At 64.6% G+C, this 17,500-nt stretch carries 16 protein-coding genes and 1 tRNA gene (1 of these 17 cut by a window edge); 8 read left to right on the plus strand and 9 right to left on the minus strand.

Annotated elements, in window-relative coordinates; all coding sequences use genetic code 11:
* Positions 1 to 54 precede the first annotated feature (54 nt).
* On the plus strand, positions 55 to 900 hold the full coding sequence (locus F561_RS0112595; RefSeq protein ID WP_019010328.1) for a transposase: 846 nt from the start codon (positions 55 to 57) through the stop codon (positions 898 to 900).
* On the opposite strand, the gene F561_RS0112600 is transcribed toward F561_RS0112595, so the two are convergent.
* Together F561_RS0112600 and F561_RS0112605 are read right to left on the minus strand one after the other, a co-directional pair.
* The gene (locus tag F561_RS0112600; RefSeq protein ID WP_019010329.1) at positions 867 to 1,376 is read right to left on the minus strand and encodes a protease inhibitor I42 family protein; all 510 of its coding nucleotides are present in this window, start codon (positions 1,374 to 1,376) and stop codon (positions 867 to 869) included. The genes F561_RS0112595 and F561_RS0112600 overlap by 34 nt on opposite strands.
* A gap of 76 nt (positions 1,377 to 1,452) precedes the next feature.
* Positions 1,453 to 1,537 (minus strand) — tRNA-Leu (locus tag F561_RS0112605).
* Between the two features lie 538 nt (positions 1,538 to 2,075).
* Here F561_RS0112605 and F561_RS0112615 point away from each other — a divergent pair.
* Positions 2,076 to 3,092, plus strand: coding sequence for a glycoside hydrolase family protein (locus F561_RS0112615; RefSeq protein WP_019010331.1), 1,017 nt, complete (start codon positions 2,076 to 2,078; stop codon positions 3,090 to 3,092).
* A 128-nt stretch (positions 3,093 to 3,220) separates the two neighbouring features.
* Here F561_RS0112615 and F561_RS0112620 read toward each other — a convergent pair whose 3' ends face one another.
* The 4 genes from F561_RS0112620 to hflX all read right to left on the minus strand — a co-directional run bounded on the left by F561_RS0112620 (position 3,221) and on the right by hflX (position 7,847).
* Complete coding sequence (locus F561_RS0112620) at positions 3,221 to 3,946, minus strand: PHP-associated domain-containing protein (protein ID WP_019010332.1); 726 nt, start codon at positions 3,944 to 3,946, stop codon at positions 3,221 to 3,223.
* Positions 3,943 to 4,911: a diacylglycerol/lipid kinase family protein gene (locus tag F561_RS0112625; protein ID WP_019010333.1), complete on the minus strand. Its 969-nt coding sequence runs from the start codon at positions 4,909 to 4,911 to the stop codon at positions 3,943 to 3,945. The genes F561_RS0112620 and F561_RS0112625 overlap by 4 nt, the downstream gene beginning before the upstream one ends.
* Positions 4,912 to 4,956: 45 nt before the next feature.
* Entirely contained in the window at positions 4,957 to 5,940 is a 984-nt protein-coding gene (locus F561_RS0112630) for an endonuclease/exonuclease/phosphatase family protein (RefSeq protein ID WP_019010334.1), read from the minus strand.
* A gap of 155 nt (positions 5,941 to 6,095) precedes the next feature.
* Positions 6,096 to 7,847: a GTPase HflX gene (gene hflX / locus F561_RS0112635; protein WP_026298864.1), complete on the minus strand. Its 1,752-nt coding sequence runs from the start codon at positions 7,845 to 7,847 to the stop codon at positions 6,096 to 6,098.
* A gap of 493 nt (positions 7,848 to 8,340) precedes the next feature.
* Between hflX and F561_RS0112640 the strand changes: the two genes are divergently transcribed.
* Both F561_RS0112640 and F561_RS0112645 read left to right on the plus strand, forming a co-directional pair.
* Positions 8,341 to 8,706 carry a hypothetical protein gene (locus F561_RS0112640; RefSeq protein WP_019010336.1) on the plus strand — a complete coding sequence of 122 codons (366 nt, stop codon included), beginning with the start codon at positions 8,341 to 8,343 and terminating at the stop codon, positions 8,704 to 8,706.
* A 63-nt stretch (positions 8,707 to 8,769) separates the two neighbouring features.
* Positions 8,770 to 9,150 (plus strand): hypothetical protein, encoded by a 381-nt coding sequence (locus F561_RS0112645; protein ID WP_019010337.1) that lies wholly within the window; start codon positions 8,770 to 8,772, stop codon positions 9,148 to 9,150.
* Between the two features lie 19 nt (positions 9,151 to 9,169).
* Here the strand turns inward: F561_RS0112645 and F561_RS0112650 are convergent, their stop codons facing one another.
* Positions 9,170 to 9,589, minus strand: coding sequence for a secondary thiamine-phosphate synthase enzyme YjbQ (locus tag F561_RS0112650; RefSeq protein WP_019010338.1), 420 nt, complete (start codon positions 9,587 to 9,589; stop codon positions 9,170 to 9,172).
* A gap of 57 nt (positions 9,590 to 9,646) precedes the next feature.
* On the opposite strand from F561_RS0112650, the gene F561_RS0112655 reads away from it, so the two are divergent.
* Positions 9,647 to 11,038 carry a DUF4403 family protein gene (locus tag F561_RS0112655; protein WP_026298865.1) on the plus strand — a complete coding sequence of 464 codons (1,392 nt, stop codon included), beginning with the start codon at positions 9,647 to 9,649 and terminating at the stop codon, positions 11,036 to 11,038.
* A 120-nt stretch (positions 11,039 to 11,158) separates the two neighbouring features.
* Here the strand turns inward: F561_RS0112655 and F561_RS0112660 are convergent, their stop codons facing one another.
* Both F561_RS0112660 and F561_RS0112665 read right to left on the minus strand, forming a co-directional pair.
* Positions 11,159 to 12,904, minus strand: a complete 1,746-nt coding sequence (locus F561_RS0112660; RefSeq protein ID WP_019010340.1) for an NAD-dependent malic enzyme — start codon at positions 12,902 to 12,904, stop codon at positions 11,159 to 11,161.
* A 37-nt stretch (positions 12,905 to 12,941) separates the two neighbouring features.
* The gene (locus F561_RS0112665; RefSeq protein ID WP_019010341.1) at positions 12,942 to 13,373 is read right to left on the minus strand and encodes a thioesterase family protein; all 432 of its coding nucleotides are present in this window, start codon (positions 13,371 to 13,373) and stop codon (positions 12,942 to 12,944) included.
* 271 nt (positions 13,374 to 13,644) lie between these two features.
* Here F561_RS0112665 and F561_RS0112670 point away from each other — a divergent pair, with 271 nt between their 5' ends.
* From F561_RS0112670 to F561_RS0112680, 3 genes are all read left to right on the plus strand, one after another.
* Entirely contained in the window at positions 13,645 to 15,849 is a 2,205-nt protein-coding gene (locus F561_RS0112670; RefSeq protein ID WP_157451836.1) for a WD40 repeat domain-containing protein, read from the plus strand.
* A 58-nt stretch (positions 15,850 to 15,907) separates the two neighbouring features.
* Complete coding sequence (locus tag F561_RS0112675) at positions 15,908 to 17,068, plus strand: YihY/virulence factor BrkB family protein (RefSeq protein ID WP_019010343.1); 1,161 nt, start codon at positions 15,908 to 15,910, stop codon at positions 17,066 to 17,068.
* Positions 17,069 to 17,168: 100 nt separating this feature from the next.
* Positions 17,169 to 17,500, plus strand: the 5' portion of a protein-coding gene (locus F561_RS0112680) for a nitrilase-related carbon-nitrogen hydrolase (RefSeq protein WP_019010344.1). The gene runs 955 nt beyond the window's last position; only the first 332 of its 1,287 coding nucleotides appear in the window; the start codon lies at positions 17,169 to 17,171; its stop codon lies beyond the right edge, outside the window.

Genomic DNA, 17,500 nt, shown 5'->3' on the forward strand with positions numbered 1-17,500 from the left:
AACCTCGGGTGCTAGGGGGTAGCTCAGGGGAGCTGAGAAAGCGGAAGCTCCGGTATGGCTACCAAAGAACTTCCGCTTGCCCAGAATACCGTTGAAGACCTGTTCACCCTCATTTACGTCTACGTGGATGATTATGTGCAAGCCGCTGCGTGCAGCGGCTTATTTGTGCTCCCCCACGAACCGAATCAGAAGGGGAGTTACAGCGAACTGATGACCATCGCACTGGTCGGGGAATTGCTCGGTGAGGTGTCCGGGCAGAAATGGTTGGCTCAAGTGCGTTCGACGTATCGGGCGCTGTTTCCATGCTTACCGGATCGCAGTCGATACCTGCGCATCCAGTTGAATTTGGAAACTATTTACGCCGACCTTGCGCTGAGACTGCCCCACTTCGACGACGACACCGTGTACGTCATTGACAGCAAACCGCTTGTCCACTGCAAGGGGACGCGCTACGCGCGACCCCGAGCCATGAGTGAGGCAGGCAGTGGACGCGGTGGGCATGGGGGTTACGGTGTCAAAGGTCGATTCTATGGGTTCAAGCTGCATGCCATCATTGACGATCATGGCATGATCGTTCGCTTTGCTCTGGCTGCTGGAAATGAGAGCGATCCACCCCTCGCGCGTGCCCTCCTGAACGCAGGCGAAGGTGCCTTGGTGCTCGGTGATCGGGGCTATCAAGGCTGTGGCGTCTACGCGCAACCCAAGAGCAACATGAAGCAACCGCGCCCCTGGTGGGGCGCCATGCGATGGGTCAGAAAGACCATTGAGGCGGTTTTTTCTCGACTGGATCGTTCATTTCAGTTGATGCTGCCGCAGCTCAATTCCTTCCGATCTATTCGCGCTCATGTCTGCCGAAAAATTGCCGCTCACAATTTGGCCTTGTTCTTTGGCGGCCTTTGATCCCCTAGCACCCGAGGTTTAGAGGTCAAGGTGTAGGTCAGCAGCGGCACAGATTCCGGACTCTGCCCCGGCCCGGTCTCTATAAAGCTCACCGGAATCGCGAAGCGGGCTGTGCCCTGTGTCAGCGACTTTTTGACGTAATACACGTAGGTCACGGAGGGGCCAGGGCCGCCGACCCGCACCGGTGCTCCCGCAGGCTGGGCCGGGGGCGGCGTGGTGGTTTTGTCGATCAGGGTCAGGTACTGCGCCTCGACTTCCACGGCCCGCCAGCTGTAGCCCGTGCCCGCCTGGGTTGGCAGATGAAAGCGCAGCACATCGCCTGCCTGCACGGTCAGGGTGGTGGCGGTCTGATTGGCGGTGATGTCCAGGGTACGCGTCATGGTGGCCTTTGCAGGGGCGCTGGCGGGCTGTGCGGCGGCCAGCAACAGGGGAGAGGTCAGGGCGACGGCACAGAGGGCAGCCAGCAGAAGCTTCATCAACCCATCCTGCCTGATTTTGCCCGGTGGGGTGGCGGATAGAGCACAACACCCCCACAAGATGAGGGGGTGAAGGTGGTGCCGAGAACGGGACTTGAACCCGTATGGATTGCTCCGTCCGATTTTAAGTCGGGTGCGTCTACCGATTCCGCCATCCCGGCCAACACAGTGAGCGAACACTGAACACACTGCGGGGCGCAGTATACCAGCAAAATAAAAATGCTGATAAAAAACCCTGCCGGGAAGGGCAGGGCGGGTGGTGGAGGTGGGCGGAGTCGAACCGCCGTCCAAAAGTCCGTTCAGTGTGCGTCCACGTGTGTGTCGTACTGCTCAGGTGCCGGGTCTCCCTTGACCGTAGTTCCACTTATTTTCGCTGTCAGCTATGGGACTCCGCCTGGGCTAGCCTTCTTTTGTTTCAGTTCGCGCCTCGCCAGAGGTTGGGCCGGGCGGTCACTGTCTCACTCAAGCCGCGAGAGCGTGATTCTGGTTGCCAATTTGGGGCGTTGCTGTTCTTGACGAGGCCCACGGCACTTCGGCACGCCCCAGCGTTTGTGGTCCCCCTGGTACTTTCTGGCCGCACTGTCCTTCGCGGCACTGCCTCCAGAGTCCCTCAGCGACGGCAGGTCCAACACTTTGGTGCTGATCTGGGCCTGACTGTTCATGCGGTCTGACACTCATGCAAAAGGCTTAGCCTGAAGCGTGCGCCTCACTGTTCTCACTTCCCTTTCGGCTTCCCTGCTGGCCTTCGGTGTGACGGCCTGTGCTGCCCCGACTGCCGCTTCGGGCACGGCCCGCACAGCATTCTGGTTGCGGCCTCCGGCAACGGCTGCCGAACTGGAACGCACCCTGAGCGCCGCCCAGACCGCCGGATTTACCGATGTGCTGCTGGAAGGCTTTTATCATGGGCGCGTGGCGTGGAACAGCACGCAGTTTCCGCGCAAGCTGAGTTACGACGCGGTGCAGACGGCGCTGAACGTGCAGGCACGGGGCGGCCCGCGTGTGAACGTATGGATAGAAACGCTGTACTGGCGGCCTGATGCCAGTTTTGGTATTCCGGTCACGCCCCTCTGGAAAGACAGCATGGCGACCCTGAGCATGGATGGCCGCCCCAGCCTGAGCCTCAGTAAATTGGGCTTTGTAGACCCCGCCGACGCCGATGTGCAGGCCACCCTGACCGCCCTTGTCCGTGAGGTGGCGACCATGTATCCGGGTGCGGGCCTGCATCTGGACTACCTGCGTTACCCGCGAGAAACCGACTTCGGCTACCATCCTGCCGCTCTGGCTGGATTCGCTGCTCAGACGGGGCTGGATGCCCGCACCCTCAAGCGCCAGAACGAGGGCGGAGCGACATCTGAAGGCTGGCGACTGTGGACGGAATACCGGGCGGGCCTCATTACGAAGCTGGCCGGAACCCTCACCAGTACCTACCGGGCATCGGGCGGGCGCGGCCTGATCAGCGCCGCCGTGTTCTACCTGCACGACCCGCTGCAACATTGGGAGGTCTGGCCGGGGCTGGAGGCCGCCATGCCCATGCTGTACACGCCCTATCCTGCCCTGACCCGGCTGGCCCTCCTGCAATTCCCGCAGCGCCAACTGGTGTGGCCGGGCCTGCAGGTGGGGGCCGGATACCCCTCACTGGCCGCGCAGGTACAGACGGTGAGATCCAGCGGCTACGGGAATGCAGCAGTATTTGGATGGACACCAGGGGTGAAGTAGGGATCTCAGTCATGGGCCATGAATCCCTCACCCGTATGACTGGTGGGGGGCGGCACTTGATCAAAATCGGCACTTTTCCCGGCTTAGGGCTGATTATCCAGAGCTGAGGGGTCTAGGGCGTTATCTCGCTAACGGCCCATTCTCCCCCGCAGCACCCGCCATTGCTTGCGCCCGTAGGCCTGCACGGGATGCGTCCAGCGCCCGCCGACAGTGCCCACGCTCAGGGCAGCCAGCAGATCGGCGGGGGTATGTATGGGCCTGAACGGAGCGGCCACCCACGCTTCCCCGATGTCTTGCAGCGTGTGGGCGTCGCTGCCAGCGCACACGGGCAGGCTGCGTTCCTGTGCCCACGTCGCCGCCACCCGGTTCCAGTGGGGCCGCGACAGGCGCGAATTGAAGACCTCGACGATGTCGATAGAGTCGGCAATCCGGGCGGTGGCTTCGGGCTTCAGGCGGTAGCGCTTCAGGGGATCGAAGCCGTGCTGAAGCATCACCAGCCCGCCCTGATCGTGGATGGCCTGCACGGTGTCTTCAGGCGAAAGGCGCGGCGGAATGCGTTCGGTCAGAAACAGGCCGATCAGTTCGCCCTCAGCGGTGGTCACTTCCTCGCCCGCGATGATATTCAGGCGGTCGGACAGGCCCAGATCGGCCACGATGGCGGCCAGTTCGGGTCCGCCGCGCTGCTGGTCGTGGTCGGTCACGGCAATGGTGCGGGTATTGCTGGACAACATCCAGGCCGGAATATCGCGTAGCCGGGTGCGGCAGTCGTGGCTGACCTCGGTGTGCATGTGCAGGTCGATCCTCATTGATGCCGCGTTGCCGAACACCGGATGAGCCAATACGGTGCCTGTCATTCTTTGGCGGCTGGCACGGGCCGCAGCATCTGAAGTGCCCCGGCCCACGCCTCCACCCGCACCACGCCGCCGGGTGCAGCCTGCCGGGTTTCGCCGTCCACATGAAAAATCTGGCCCACATTGCCAATCTCGGTCACGCCTGCGTCGCTGCTCTGCACGCTGGGACGGTCTTCAAAAGTGTCGTTCAGCAGCGACGTGACGTAAGCCAACATGCCTTCCCGGTCACGGTGGGCCACCCGGATCACGTCCAGAGTGCCCTCTGTGGGGTCGGCATGCGTCGAAAAGCGCAGGGTGGGGCCAGTGGCGGTGGTGTTCATCACTTCCAGAATGGTGTAGGCATCGTCGGGATACCTGTGCCCGTCCAGCGTCAGCGAGATGCTGGGTGGTGCGAAGCCCGGAATGGCCCTGAGCATCGCCTGGACGCCCCGCAGCACGCTCTTGTCATTCTCCGAGCCGTATTCGGCCAGCACGTCGGCAAACAGGCCGCAGCCGCATGCCTCCAAAAACAGGTCGTGGCCCCAGGGAGCCTGCACGCGGCCCACATCGAAGGGCACGACCTGTGCGCCCGCGTAGGCCCGGATCACGTCCAGCGGATTGCCCAGCACGCCCAGGGTACGGGCCACGTTGTTCGCTGTTCCCATAGGAATCACGCCCAGCCGCAGCGCCGCCCGCTCGGAGTCGGGGCGGGCCAGCAGGTGCAGGGCCACAGCCCGCAACGTGCCGTCGCCGCCTGCCACGAAAATAGTGCCCTGCGCCCCTGCCAGGGCTTCCTCGATGTCTTTGGCACTGGCAGTGGCACGGTAAATGGGGTGATAGCCGATGCCGGTCAGCCCCTCCACCAGATGATCGGGGCTGGCCCGCTCGCTGCTGCCCGCCTTCGAGTTGAAGATCAGTGTGGCCTCGGTGGAGTGTGGTTGTGGCTGTGCAGGGACGCCTGTGGTGTCTGGGGCAGAATGCAGCGTCATAGGCCGAGTTTATTACAACCGTGAGTTGACACACTTATCAATTCTCTATTCTCCGGCCTGGGTGGGCGTGTATTCCACCAATAGCGGCAGATGATCGCTGCCCGCGTTGGCCTGCACCTGCACCCGCACAGGCTTTAGCCCGCGTGCCAGCGCGTGATCTATCCGCAGGTACAGACTGGGAAACGTCCACCCCGGCCCTTTTCCGGCCTGATCATGGGCATCGGGGCCAACGGCGCGGATCAGGCGGCGGTACAGGCGGCCACGCGGCGGGGTGTTCAGGTCGCCCGCCAGCAGCAGCGGCCCAGACTCCTGTGCGGCGACCTGTTCCAGCAATCCCACCTGTTCGGCCCGCACGTCGCGCATCACCCGCACACCCTCCCAGTCGCCCCTCAGCGTGCTCGACAGCAGCACCGTATTCAGATGCACGTTGATCACGCGCAGGCGTTGGCCCCGCCAGTTCAGCGTGGTTTGCAGGTACTGGCGGGTGCTGCCGGGAGCCGCGAACGCCCGCGTATCCAGCACGGACAGGCGCGACTGTTTCAATGAGATCAGGGTCATCACCTCGCCTGCCGAATGCACCGCATAACCGGGCAGACCCGAGAGAAGCGCGGCGCGGTAGCCGGGGCGCAGAAAGCGGGTTTCTTGCAGCAGCAACACGTCGGCATTCAGGGCCTGAAGGTGGGCGGCCATGCGCTCCGGGCTGGTGCGCCCGCCCCGCGCCGTGTTGAAGGTCACGACCCGCAGGGGATCGGCGGAGCTGGCTGGAGTGGAGGCAAATGCGCCGTCTGTCAGCCCCGCACCCCACACGGCCAGCCCACCCGCCAGCACCGCCGTGCCCCAGCCCCGCCGCCGACCACCCCGCCGAATCAGTGTCCAGCCCAGCACGGGCAGCGCAGGCAGCACCCACACCACCGCCGGAAGATACGCCAGCAGCAGCGTGGGCACGCTGGCCTCGGCTCCCCACTCGCCCAAGGCCCACGCGAGGGCCACCACTACCAGATAGAACCAGGCCAACCGGGAACGCCACATAGAAGAACGCAGCCTGACCGATGGGGGGTCAGGCTGCGACAGTCAAAAGGTGGAGGGACTGTGAGTGGGGAGTGGTCAGTAGTGAGTGGGAAGGTCAAAAGCTGGAGGGTGGATCGTAGATCGTGGAAACAACTCACCCACGCCCTACACCCGCTTTACCGCCACTCTGCCGCCCGTTCCCGCGTTTCCTCTCTGACCGCCAACTCTTCGCGCTGCACGCGGCCAATCGCGTCTGCAAGGGCTTCGCGCAGTTCGTTCAGGCCCCGGTTGTTCAGGGCGCTGGTCGGAATGGAGGGGGTTTCTTCGCCCACGCTGTCCAGAATGCGGCCCTGTTCCCGGGTCAGGGTGGCCTCGTCGGTGGCGTCGGCTTTGTTGAGGGCCACCACCGTGGGCATCTCGCGGAAGCCGAGGTCTTCCAGAATGCGGTTCACGGCGTCGAAGCGGGTATCCGCGCCGGGGCTGGCGGCGTCCAGAACATGCAGCAGCACGTCGGCGTCTCCGATTTCTTCCAGCGTAGACCGGAAGGCCCGCGTGAGGTCTTTGGGCAGGTCGCGGATAAAGCCCACCGTATCGGTGAGAACCACTGGCCCGATGCCCTCGATAAATCCCTGACGGCTGGTGGGCCGCAGCGTGGCAAACAGTTTGTTTTCGGCCAGCACCTTGCGCGGTTCCTCGGCAGCGTGCGTAAAGGCGTTCAGCAGCGTGGATTTGCCCGCGTTGGTGTAGCCCACGATAGAAATGACCGGAACCTCGTTGCGCGAGCGTTGTTTGCGGCGTTCTTCGCGGCGCATCGCCACATTTTCCAGTTGCTTTTCCAGAAAGCTCAGGCGGTCATTGATGCGGCGGCGATCCAGCTCCAGCTTGGTTTCGCCGGGGCCGCGTGTGCCGATGGCCCCGCCCGCCGCGCTGCCCCCGCCCCCGCCGATGCGCGAGAGCTGTGCGCCCGCCCCCAGCAACCGGGGTTTCATGTAGCGCAGTTGCGCCAGTTCCACCTGTAGGCGCGACTCCACGCCCTGTGCGTGCAGCGCGAAAATATCCAGAATCAGTTGCGTGCGGTCCACGATCTTCAGACCTGTGGCGGCCTCGATTTCGCGGGCCTGCGCTGGCCCCAGTTCCTGCCCAAAAATCAGCAGTTCGGCGTCGAGGTGATAGGCGCGGCTGGTCAGTTCTTCCAGCTTGCCCGCGCCCACCAGCGTGCCGGGTTTCAGGTTGCGTCGGAAGACCAGTTCCTTGTGAACCACGTCTGCGCCAGCAGTGCGGGCCAGTTCAGCCAACTCGGCAAGGCGTTCTTCGGCATCGAATTCGCCCTGATCGATCTGCACCAGAATGGCCCGTTCACGGTCTTTGGTGGCCTGCCGGGTGCGGGCGGCCCGCGCAATTTCTTCTTCCAGCGCCGACACCTGCGCCCCCAGATCAAAATCGTCGATCTGAAAGGACGGCACAGGCGGCAGGATGCGCCAGTCTTCTTCCTCGCCCACCGTACCGGGTGGGGTCAGGTGTGCCGTGTGCACCAGTCCGGGCTGGCCCTCACCGTTGGTCGCCCGCACCTCGATGGCGCTCATGGCGTCCAGCCGTTTCAAGAACAGGGTCGAGAGGTCGCCCTTGCTGAGGCCGCCGCCTTTGGGGTGCGCGTGCAGCAGATGAAATCCGGCCAGGCGGTTTTCGCCCATTCGCAGTTCGGGCAGTTCGGCGGCTTTGGCATCGGCCACCGACACGCTGATCACGCGGCCCCGGCGATCGATCAGCACGCTCACTTCACGGCGAATATCGAAGGCCAGTTCGGCCAGATTGCGGGCCAGTTCCGGCGACCCGACGCGCCCCGGCTCGATGCGGCGGCGGTACAGGTTGCTCAGTGATTTCAGTTGTGCAGGACGCAGGCCGGAGATATTACCTAGGACTTTATCTATGTGTGGTCACTTCCTTGAAAATCCCGTCTGAATTCTAGATTCAAACCGAGTGGAGCGAGTGGGGAGAGAAAGGTTTTCACGAAATGGACGGCTTTCCGGCGCTCTTCTGGAAAGCTGGGAAGGCAGTGGAAACCTGTGGGGGAGAGTGTGGGGTAAGACGTGGGACAGGCCCCGCTTGGGCGCAGTTGGCAGCCATCACTGGCATGTTCAGCACTTCTGGCTTCTGGATCATGACTCGAAGCCGCCTGAAGGCCACCGGAACAGCGTTCGCGGGGCGGGGCACAGCACACGTCCGGGCATCGCCTCAGAATATCCGAGGGAGCCGCAGGTAAACGTGTGCAATCACTTCAGGAACTTGATCATCGTATAGGGAGTTTAGCGGATGGCCGGGGCCGGGGCATCGGCAAAGTGGCGTATTGGGCAACAGAGAAAACCGGGATTTACCGCGTCCCAGTCTGCCTGCCAGGGCTGTTGCCACGCGCTACGCTACCCCATGACTCTCTACGCGGTGCTGACGGTGGTGGCGGCCCTCTGGCTGGGCTGGACAGGCTGGCATTCGTCCGGCGCGGCGCGGGAAGGGGTCGTCATGTTGGCGGCTGGCCTTTCTATTGCGGGCGCGTCCATGCTGCTGATGTCGTATACGGTGGCGTTTGCGGTGGGCACAGGCACGCTACGCGGTGGGCCGCTGCCCGATCTGGCCATCACCCTGCCTCCAGTGGCGTGGCTGGTGTTCGGGGCCGTGGCGCTGGTGCTGGCCGATTCGTGGGCGGTACGCTTTCAGATCATCGGATTGGGCGTGCTGGGCTTTGTGCTGGGGCTGGCGGTGTCGGGTGGAGTGATCGGCTTGTGGGGCGGCTGACCGATAAGATTCACCGCGTCCCGGTTTGATCGCTCGGTCAGGTGCCTTATGCCAGCTTAAGCCATGATCACTCTGGCTCTGCTGCTTCCCGTTATCGCCGCCTGTTGGCTTGGCTGGGTGGGCTGGCATTCATCGGGCATAAAACGGATCAGGGTCACTCAGTGGGCTACTGGACTCTCTGCTGCGGGCGTTTCCATGTTTGTGCCAGCGTTTGTGGTGATGCTCATCGTATGGGGAGGCGCCAACGGGCCACAAGGGGTGCAAACTTGGTCAGAGTTAATTTTTTCCTTGGTTGCTGTGACTTGGATCTCCTTCGGTTTGGTGGCTCTGAGTCTGGCCAACTCTTGGAAAACTGGCTTCCAAATCATCGGTTGGGGTGTGTTGAGCGTGGTGTTTGGGCTTGTACCGGGGATACTTGTATTTTTTGCAATCTTTAATCTGTAGCTGGGCTGCCTGATACCCCTCACTCGCCCTGCAACGTCAGCAGCAGTTTTCTGGCCCCGCCCTGATCTCGGTGTTCGCATAGATAAATTCCCTGCCAAGTGCCCAGCGCCAGCCTGCCTGCCCGCACTGGCAGCGTCAAAGACGGCCCCAGCACACTGGCTTTGATGTGCGCGGCCATGTCGTCCGGGCCTTCCTGCGTATGCTCGTACTCTGACCAGCCATCGGGCACGGCGTGATTAAAGTACCGCTCGAAGTCGCGCCGCACGTCCGGGCTGGCATTTTCATTCAGGGTCAGGCTGGCCGAGGTGTGCCGAATAAACACATGCAGCAGGCCCACGCCGGTGCCTGCCAGTTCCGGCACGGCGGCCACCACCTCCCGCGTGATCAGGTGAAAACCCCGGCGCATGGGCCTCAGTGCCAATTCGTGTTGCGTCCACATGGGCCTCAGGGTACGGCGATTGACCTGTTCTCACGCGCTCGCCCTAGCCTGATCCCTATGCGCCGCCCTGCCTTCTCATCCCTTCTCATGCCCGCCGTGTTGACTGCGTTTATGAGTGCCGCGCCCGCCGAAGCCGTGTCTAGCTTGAGCCTGCCCATTACCGTGCCGCTGGCGGGGGTGCAGGGCGCGGCCAATGCGCGGGTGCCTGCCGAATTTGCGCGGGTGCAGCAAACCCAGAACTTCTTGGGCGGCCTGCTCAGCGTGCAGTTGGCGGGCACGGTCACGCGGGCCGGACACGTCAGCGTAAAGCCCGCGCCGGAAGGAGACGCCCTGATCGTCAGCGTGCCGATTCGCGCCGATTTCCGGGCCACTCCGGGGGGCATCGGTTCCTTTCTGGCCCGCGATTTTGGCGGCGCGGCCACTGTCAGCCTGCGGGTATCGCCCTTCGTGACGCCGGACTGGGAGGCGGGGGCAAGAATCACGGGCGACTACGCCTGGACAGACCCCCTGAGCGTGGAACTCACTCAGGGCGTGCGGGTCAGCGTGCAGAGTCTGGTCGATGGACAGGTACGCGACCAACTGGACAGGGTGGCCGCCGACGTCGCCAAAGCCGTGCGCGAGGGCGCAAACCTCCGCACCCGTGCCGGAACCCTGTGGGCAAGGGCGCAGCAGCCGTGGACGTTGCCCACCGCCGACCCCGCCTATGCCCGCGTCACGCCGCGCAGCCTGAGTGTGTCGCCCTTTCGCTTTACAGAGGACGCCCTGAAATTGACTGTGGGGGCCGCTTTCGACCTGACCGCTGGGCTGGGTCGTGCGCCCGCTGTGGCCTCCGCGCCGCTGCCCGCGCTGAATGTGGCCGCGCCCTCCACCTCCGGCGTGCAACTCAGCGTGCCGGTGCGCCTGCCCTACGCCGAACTGTCTCAGGTCGCTACCCGCGCCGCCTCCGCGCAGGTGTTCCCGCTGCCCGTGCCGCTCAGCCCCAAACTCCGTATCAACCGCGTGACCGTGCAGCCCAAGGGTTCCAAGTTGCTGGTTACGGCCAGCCTGACCATCACCGCGCTGGGCCTGAACGTGAATGCCACCGCCGACATCTCCGGCACGCCCGTACTGGACAACACGGGCCGAATCGTGACCCTGAGTGGCGTAACGGTGCAAACCCACCGCGAGGGAGTCACGGGCCGCGTGCTGAGCTGGCTGGCCGACAGCCGCGCCGAGGCGTATCTGGCCCGCGCCGCCCGCTTCGACCTCGGCCCCCGGCTGGATCAGGCCCGCGCCGAGGCTCAGGCCCGTCTGCCGTATGCGCCCACACCCGGAATCCGGCTGGGCGGCACGGTTGGCCCGCTGAAGCTGACCGCGTTAACCGTTGCCCCCGACGCCCTGACCGTGACGGCGGCGGCGGGGGGAGAACTGACGGCGGGCGTGGATGCCAAAGCGGTGAGTGGTCAGTAGGAAAAACGGTCAGTGGTCAGTGGGAAGTGGTGAGTGGGAAGGTCAAAAGCCAGAAGCTTGAGCGCCGTTCCCGCCTTTCCCACTCACGACTGACCACTCACCACTCACGCTTTTACTCTTTTACTTCACCCCTGTCGGATTCCGTAGCGGCAAATACTCCGGCGTCCAGATGCGTGAGCGGATCAGGCTTTCGAGTTGTGCGTCGGTCATGGTACGAATTCGGCGTTCGGCACACACGCCGTCGGTGATGGCCTGCCGCGCCACCCGCACCGCCACCTTCACGCTCACTTCCCGGATGTGGCTGATGGGCGGATACACCCGGTTGCCATGCGGAATGGTTTCGTCGGCCAGGGTTTGCGCCGCTTCCATGACCATGCCGTCGGTGATTTCGCGGGCGCGGCTGATGATCGCGCCGAAGCCGAGGCCCGGAAAAATAAAGGCGTTGTTGCCCTGCCCCACCGGATAAATCTGGTCGCCGTGGTGAATATCGGCAAAGGGGCTGCCCGTCGCCACAATCGCCGCCCCGTCTGTCCAGCGGATCACGTCGGCGGGCTGGGCTTCCACGTTGCTGGTGGGGTTGCTGAGCGGAAAGATGATGGGCCGGGGCGTGTGCTCCAGCATGGCTTCTACGGTGTGTTGCCGGAACAGTCCAGGCACTCCGGTCAGGCCCAGCAGGGCGGTGGCGCGGGCATTGACCACCGTTTCGTGAAGGGTCGGATACTCTCCCTCGATCTTCCAGCCTAGCAGGTCGGGGGCGTGGCGGGCAAAGCTGAGCTGGTGCTCTTCCAGACCGGGTTGCCCGTGCATCAGCAGACCGTGACGGTCCACCACATACACATGCGCGTTGGCATCGGCAAAGCTCAGGCCCGAGCGCATCAGGCCGCTGCGGATGGCGCTGGCAACGCCGATTCCGCCCGCTCCCGCGCCGACCACCACAAAGATCTGGTCTTGCAGCCGCTCTCCTTTCAGGCGGGCCGCGCTCACCAGTCCGGCGAGGGCCATCGCGCCCGTGCCCTGAATATCGTCGTTGAAGCTGGGTACCACCCGGCGGTAACGTTCCAGCACCCGGAAGGCCGTACCACGCGCAAAATCTTCCCACTGAATAATGGTTTTGGGGTAGCGGGCCGACACCGCCTCCACAAATCGGTCCAGAAATTCGTCGTAGGCTGGCCCGGTCAGGCGCTTGTGGTGAACCCCCAGATACAGCGGATCGTCGATCAGATCCTGCCGGTCTGTGCCCACATCCAGCTCCACAGGCAGCGTTTTGTCTGGCCCCACGCCGCCCGCCGCCGTGTACAGGCTCAGCTTGCCAATGCTGATTGCCATGCCCCCGAAGCCCTGATCCCCGATGCCCAGAATGGCGCTGGAATCGGTGGCGACGATCATCCGCACGTCGTTCAGGGGCACGTTTTCCAGCAGTTCATCGGCGCGGTCTATGTCCTCGGTGCTGACGGCAAATCCGCGTGGATAGCGGTAGATGTGCGAGAACACGCGCACGGCCTCGCCCACGGTGGGCGTGTACAGGATGGGCAACATTTCTTCGAGGTGGTCTTCCAGCATCGCGTAGAACAGAACCTCGTTGCGGTCTTGCAGCGCCCGCAGATACTCGTGCTTGCCGAGGTCGGTGGTCTGCTGGAGGTAGCGCAGATAGGTGCGGTCTTTTTGCTCCTGCAAGGTGCTGGTGTGCGGCGGAATCAGGCCCTCTATGCCCAGTTCTCGCCTTTCTTGCCGGGTAAAGGCCGTGGTCTTGTTCAGCAGTGGATTTTGCAGCAGGGCCAACCCCGTGACCCGCACATCCAGGTAGCGCTGACCTTGTTCATCGCGCTTGACATCGTAATAACGGGACACGGGAAGCGGTTCGGGCATATCTCCCTAGCATAGCGGGATAGGGCCAAAGGAACACTTAAGGTGTCTGACCTGCCTGAACTGCCGCCCACCGCGCCCGCAGCCCTTCAAAGTTGGCATCGATGCGGGCCTGGGGCAGCGCCATCTGGGTGGTCGTGCCTGTGCCGATAGCGTCGCCCAGCGCGTTCACGGCCTGCATTCGGCACACCACGCGGCGTCCCTCCATGCGCTCGAAGGTGGCGGTGATGGTCACGGTCATTCCGGGCAGGGCCGAGGCAGTGTGCTGCACGTCCACCTGTGTGCCGATGCCGCCCTCGCCCTCTTCCAGAAAGGGCAGGATGATTTTGCGGCCCGCCTCCTCAAAATGCCGCGCCATCCAGTAGGTCGCGTACACGGGATGCACCGCGCCGAGTTCTTCAAATTGCACCGTCATGGCGTCCGTGACCTGCACGGTGAGGGTCTGGGTAAAGCCGGGTGGGATGGGCCGCATGGCCTGAGGCTAGCAGGGCGCAAGGGGGGCGTCTGAGGGTTCAGGGGTCCAGAGCATTGAACAGAACAGCAGCACCGGAAAGACAAACCTAAAGGCCATCCAGAACACCTTTCCTGCTGCTCACATCCCACGTCCTACTTCCGGGAAATGTTCCGAGCAGAAATGCCAGCCCTATCCAAAGTCATTGCCCCTGACCCTCAGACTGCCACTCGCCCACCCGACCCCCTAAACTCAACAGCCAGGCACCGTTGCGATGCTCTACGCTCCTTTCATGCGCCCACTGCCGTTGCTGCTCCCTCTGCTGATGCTGGGCCAGACATTCGCCCAGACCACCACAGCACCTGTTTTGCCGCACGGCGCGGCGCAGGTCATCGGGCACGCGGCGGGCACCTTCGGGCAGGCGGGCGATATTGGCGGTCCAGTGGGCGGGGTGGCGTGGGGGCCGGACGGCACGGCGTACACGCTGGATGGGGCACAGGTGCTTTACCGCTGGAACGTGTCCACGGGCCGCTCTCTGTCTCGCCAGACCGTGTGGCCGCCCGCCTCTGTGCCGGGAGCGCGTGATCCGGTCAATGGCCCGCGCCTGTTTCTGGACGGCACCGTGCCGGAGGGTCTACCGGGGTCGGCGTCGGGCCTGCTGGTGCGGGTCACTGGCGTGCAGAACGCCCGGCCCTACCGCACCGCGTTTGTCCTGACTTCAGATGGACGGCGCGTGCTGGGCGATCCCTGCCCCTCTTCGGAGGCGGTGCCCAGAGGCTGCACCGTGCTGGGACGGGGGGCAGGAGAGCGCGTGCAGGACAGGATAGAGGTGGGCCAGACCGCCCCCCCGACGCCTCCATTGGAACTGACGTTCAAGAATCCCGCGACAGGAGAGACGATCACGACCCGTCCAGCGCCGCCCCCCGATGGCTCAAGGTTGGTGCTGGGCGCACTGGTAGCGCAGGGGCAGGGGAGTGCAGAGAGTCGCCGGATTCCTTCCAGCACCGTGACCCTGCCGCGCGGCGAGGTGCTGCGGGTGGTGCCTTCTCCCGACGGTTCGCGCACGGCGGTCTTGCGGTTGGTGCTGCCCCGGCCCGGCTGGGGTGCGGGCGCGGCGTATGTGGATGTGGTGCAGCGCAAGGGTGGCAAGCGGGTCTCTTGGCCGTTGCCGGGGATCACGCTGGCCGAAGATGCCGCGCCCGACCTGCGCTGGGTGGGCAATTCACGTCTGCTGACCGCCACGGCCCTGCAAGACTCCGCGACGGGTGGCGCGGTAGGCGGCGGACAGGCCGTGGCCCTGCGGGACGCCCTGACCGGACGTGCTCTCTGGAAACTTCCCGCCACGGCTGGGCTGGTGGGTGCGGTGCCTTCTCCCGATGGCCGCCTGTGGCTGACAGTGCGCGGCGGCAGCGTGCCCGAGGTGCGCCGGATCAGCGATGGGCAGTTTGTGCGGGCGCTGGGGCGGGCGGTGGTGGCGTGGTTGCCCCTGTCAGGCAGTGCTGCCAGCAGCGGGCGAGCAGCGGTGGCGCTCAGCGTGGGCGGCGGGGCCGGGGCACTCAGTTTGCTGGACCGGGCAGGCCGGGAAGTTCCGCTGGCCGGGGGAAGGGCGCGGTGGCGTTTTGCCGTTCCGGGCGTTCCTGACGCCCTCGCCGCCACCGCCGACGCCGGACGTTTTGCCCTCGCGCTGCCGGGAGCGCTCTACCTGCTGGACAGCACGGGAAGGCTCCGGCAGACGTTGCCCTTGCCGGGGCTGAGGCTCGGTGCTCTGTCTTTTTCTGCGGGCGGCGTGCTGTCGGCGCGGGCCAATGACGCTGCACTGGGCGGAGAACGTACGCTGGCCTGGCAACTGGGGACGGGCGGTCAGCTCAGGCCCCTGCCCCTGCCCGCCCTCCCGGAAGGCAGCCGCTACAGCCTGCCCGTGTTCAGTCTGCTGCTGCGCGAAGATACCCGGCGCTCTGCCGTCTCTGGCCCGTTGCAGTCGCGCCTGAGTGTGCTGAACCTCGCGGGCGGCCTGCGCTGGCAGGAGGCGTGGGGGCCGGAAACCGCCACCATTTCCAGCCCGGACGGTCAGACGGTCTTGCGGGCCAGAGGGGTCGCCCTTCCCGGTCAGACCGAGGTGCAGGCGCTGAAGCTCTGGCTCACCGATGCCCGCAGTGGGCAGGCCAGCCCACCACTGACCCTCTCGCCGCGTGCCCTGAACGTCTACCGGGGCCTCGGCGTGGTCGACTTTGCCCCCAGTCGCCGCCACGTCCTGCTGACCGAGCAGAGCGGCGACGGCTGCGGCGGCATGCTGTACGGTGTGCGCCTGGCCGACCTCCGGACCCGGCAGGAATTGTCTTTGCCCGCCGCGTTCGGCACGGGCCTGACCCGATTTGTCGGCTGTGGACATCCGCGCCCCGTGCCTCAGGTCGCCTTTGCCCCAGACGGCAGGCATCTGCTGATCCGCGACGGTAACACGCTGAGGTGGTGGGCCGGGAAGTTCGGGGCAGGGCAGTAAACGCCAGAATGACCAGTTGCTCAACGCCAGCAGGTAGCCCCTGCTCTACACTGCGCCCGTGAAACCCGCCCTCACGCTGGCCGACCTGTTCACCCTGATCCGCGAATCGGCGCTGGCGTTTGGGCAGGATAAAGCGCCCCGGCTGGCCGCCGCCATCGCCTACTACGCCATTTTTGCGGTGGCCCCGATGCTGTTTTTTGCTCTGGCCGTCGCCAGCCGTTTTTTGGCGAATGTGGACGTACAGGAGCAGTTGTTCAGCTTCCTGAGCCAGAACATCGGTGCCGATGCCGTGGCATTCGTGGAGACCCTGATTCCCAAAGACGACGCCCTGCAAAAGTCCAGCGTCATCGCCACCAGCATCGGGTTTGCCACTCTCTTTCTGGGCGCAACGGGCCTGTTCGTGCAGCTTCAGGACGCGCTGAACAGCCTGTGGGGTGCAGAACCGGGGCCACCCGTGGGGCCGCTGGCGGTCATCGGATCAAGGCTGGTGTCGTTTGTTCTGGTCCTCAGTTTTGGCGTGCTGATCATTGCTTTTCTGGTGGGCAATACCTACCTTTCGGCAGTGGCCGAACGTCTGGGCGACCTGATCGGTGCAGGCGCTTTTTTTGTGCGGGTGGGCACGTTCGTGCTCTCGCTACTGCTGCTGACACCTGTGTTTGCCAGCGTCTACAAGCTGCTCCCCAGCGTCAAATTGCAGTGGAAAGACGTGTGGGTCGGCGGCGCGGTGACCGCACTGATGTTCACGCTGGGCCAGTTGCTGATCGGCCTGTATCTGGGCCGCGCCGCTCCCGGCAGCGTATTCGGGGCGGCCAGTTCGCTGGTCATCTTGCTGCTGTGGATCTATTACTCCAGCATGATTTTCTTTTTTGGCGCGGAAGTGACGTGGGTCTATTCCCAGAAGTACGGCACGCGGGCAGGCGGGGCCTCCAACGTCGCCAAAAAGCAGCAACTGGCCGCGCAGGGTGCCCAGATCGATGCTGCTCCCAGCACGCAAGAGGTGGAAAGCGGCGCACCGAAGGCCGCCCGCCCGCCGCGCCGCGTGTTGGGCCGCCCGCTGCCGCAGTTGCCCTCAGTGTTCTCCAGGTTCACCCAGTCCGCCACGCCCGACGTGTTGCCCAGCATCACCGCGGCTGTCTGGAACGCGGTGCTGGCCATCCTCGCCGTCCCTGCCGTCATCGTGCTGAAGCTGATCGGCTGGCGTGGGGGGCCGCGCCGCTAGGGCTGTGAATCTCTAAAACGCTTGTGCATCCCGCTGCTACCAATCTTTTCCCACTCCTCCCTCACGGCGTAGAGCGCCCCCGATCCGCTACCCTGCCCCTATGCCCCAGCCCACCGCCCCGCGCACCTTTCGCGCTCTTGCCGTGCAGCCCAAATGGAGCGCCGACGATTTCGTCAGTGCCGATGCGTTCCGGAGTTGGATGCGCTCGCAACTGGAGATGGCCCGCCCGCACCTGCACCCGACTCAGCCCAATCTGGTGGTCCTGACCGAACTCAACGGCTTGCCTCTGGTGCTGCGTGGATCGCCGCTGGCAGCGCGGGCCGGAACCTTCGAGCGGGCGGCGCTGCTGCTGTTTCTGACCCGCCTGCCGGGAGTGCTGCCGGTGCTGCTGCGCGAGCGGGTGTCGCCTATTCGGGCGCTGCAACTGGCGGC

Source organism: Deinococcus aquatilis DSM 23025 (genome assembly GCF_000378445.1).
Lineage (GTDB): Bacteria > Deinococcota > Deinococci > Deinococcales > Deinococcaceae > Deinococcus > Deinococcus aquatilis.

What these genes read in the sequence shown, in the direction of transcription:
- F561_RS0112600 (WP_019010329.1), bottom strand. Translation starts at nt 1,376, where the DNA reads ATGAAGCTTCTGCTGGCTGCCCTCTGTGCCGTCGCCCTGACCTCTCCC.
- F561_RS0112660 (WP_019010340.1), bottom strand. Translation starts at nt 12,904, where the DNA reads ATGCCCGAACCGCTTCCCGTGTCCCGTTATTACGATGTCAAGCGCGAT.
- F561_RS0112655 (WP_026298865.1), top strand. Translation starts at nt 9,647, where the DNA reads ATGCGCCGCCCTGCCTTCTCATCCCTTCTCATGCCCGCCGTGTTGACT.
- F561_RS0112665 (WP_019010341.1), bottom strand. Translation starts at nt 13,373, where the DNA reads ATGCGGCCCATCCCACCCGGCTTTACCCAGACCCTCACCGTGCAGGTC.
- F561_RS0112595 (WP_019010328.1), top strand. Translation starts at nt 55, where the DNA reads ATGGCTACCAAAGAACTTCCGCTTGCCCAGAATACCGTTGAAGACCTG.
- F561_RS0112645 (WP_019010337.1), top strand. Translation starts at nt 8,770, where the DNA reads ATGATCACTCTGGCTCTGCTGCTTCCCGTTATCGCCGCCTGTTGGCTT.
- F561_RS0112670 (WP_157451836.1), top strand. Translation starts at nt 13,645, where the DNA reads ATGCGCCCACTGCCGTTGCTGCTCCCTCTGCTGATGCTGGGCCAGACA.
- F561_RS0112640 (WP_019010336.1), top strand. Translation starts at nt 8,341, where the DNA reads ATGACTCTCTACGCGGTGCTGACGGTGGTGGCGGCCCTCTGGCTGGGC.
- F561_RS0112630 (WP_019010334.1), bottom strand. Translation starts at nt 5,940, where the DNA reads ATGTGGCGTTCCCGGTTGGCCTGGTTCTATCTGGTAGTGGTGGCCCTC.
- F561_RS0112620 (WP_019010332.1), bottom strand. Translation starts at nt 3,946, where the DNA reads ATGACAGGCACCGTATTGGCTCATCCGGTGTTCGGCAACGCGGCATCA.
- F561_RS0112650 (WP_019010338.1), bottom strand. Translation starts at nt 9,589, where the DNA reads ATGTGGACGCAACACGAATTGGCACTGAGGCCCATGCGCCGGGGTTTT.
- F561_RS0112625 (WP_019010333.1), bottom strand. Translation starts at nt 4,911, where the DNA reads ATGACGCTGCATTCTGCCCCAGACACCACAGGCGTCCCTGCACAGCCA.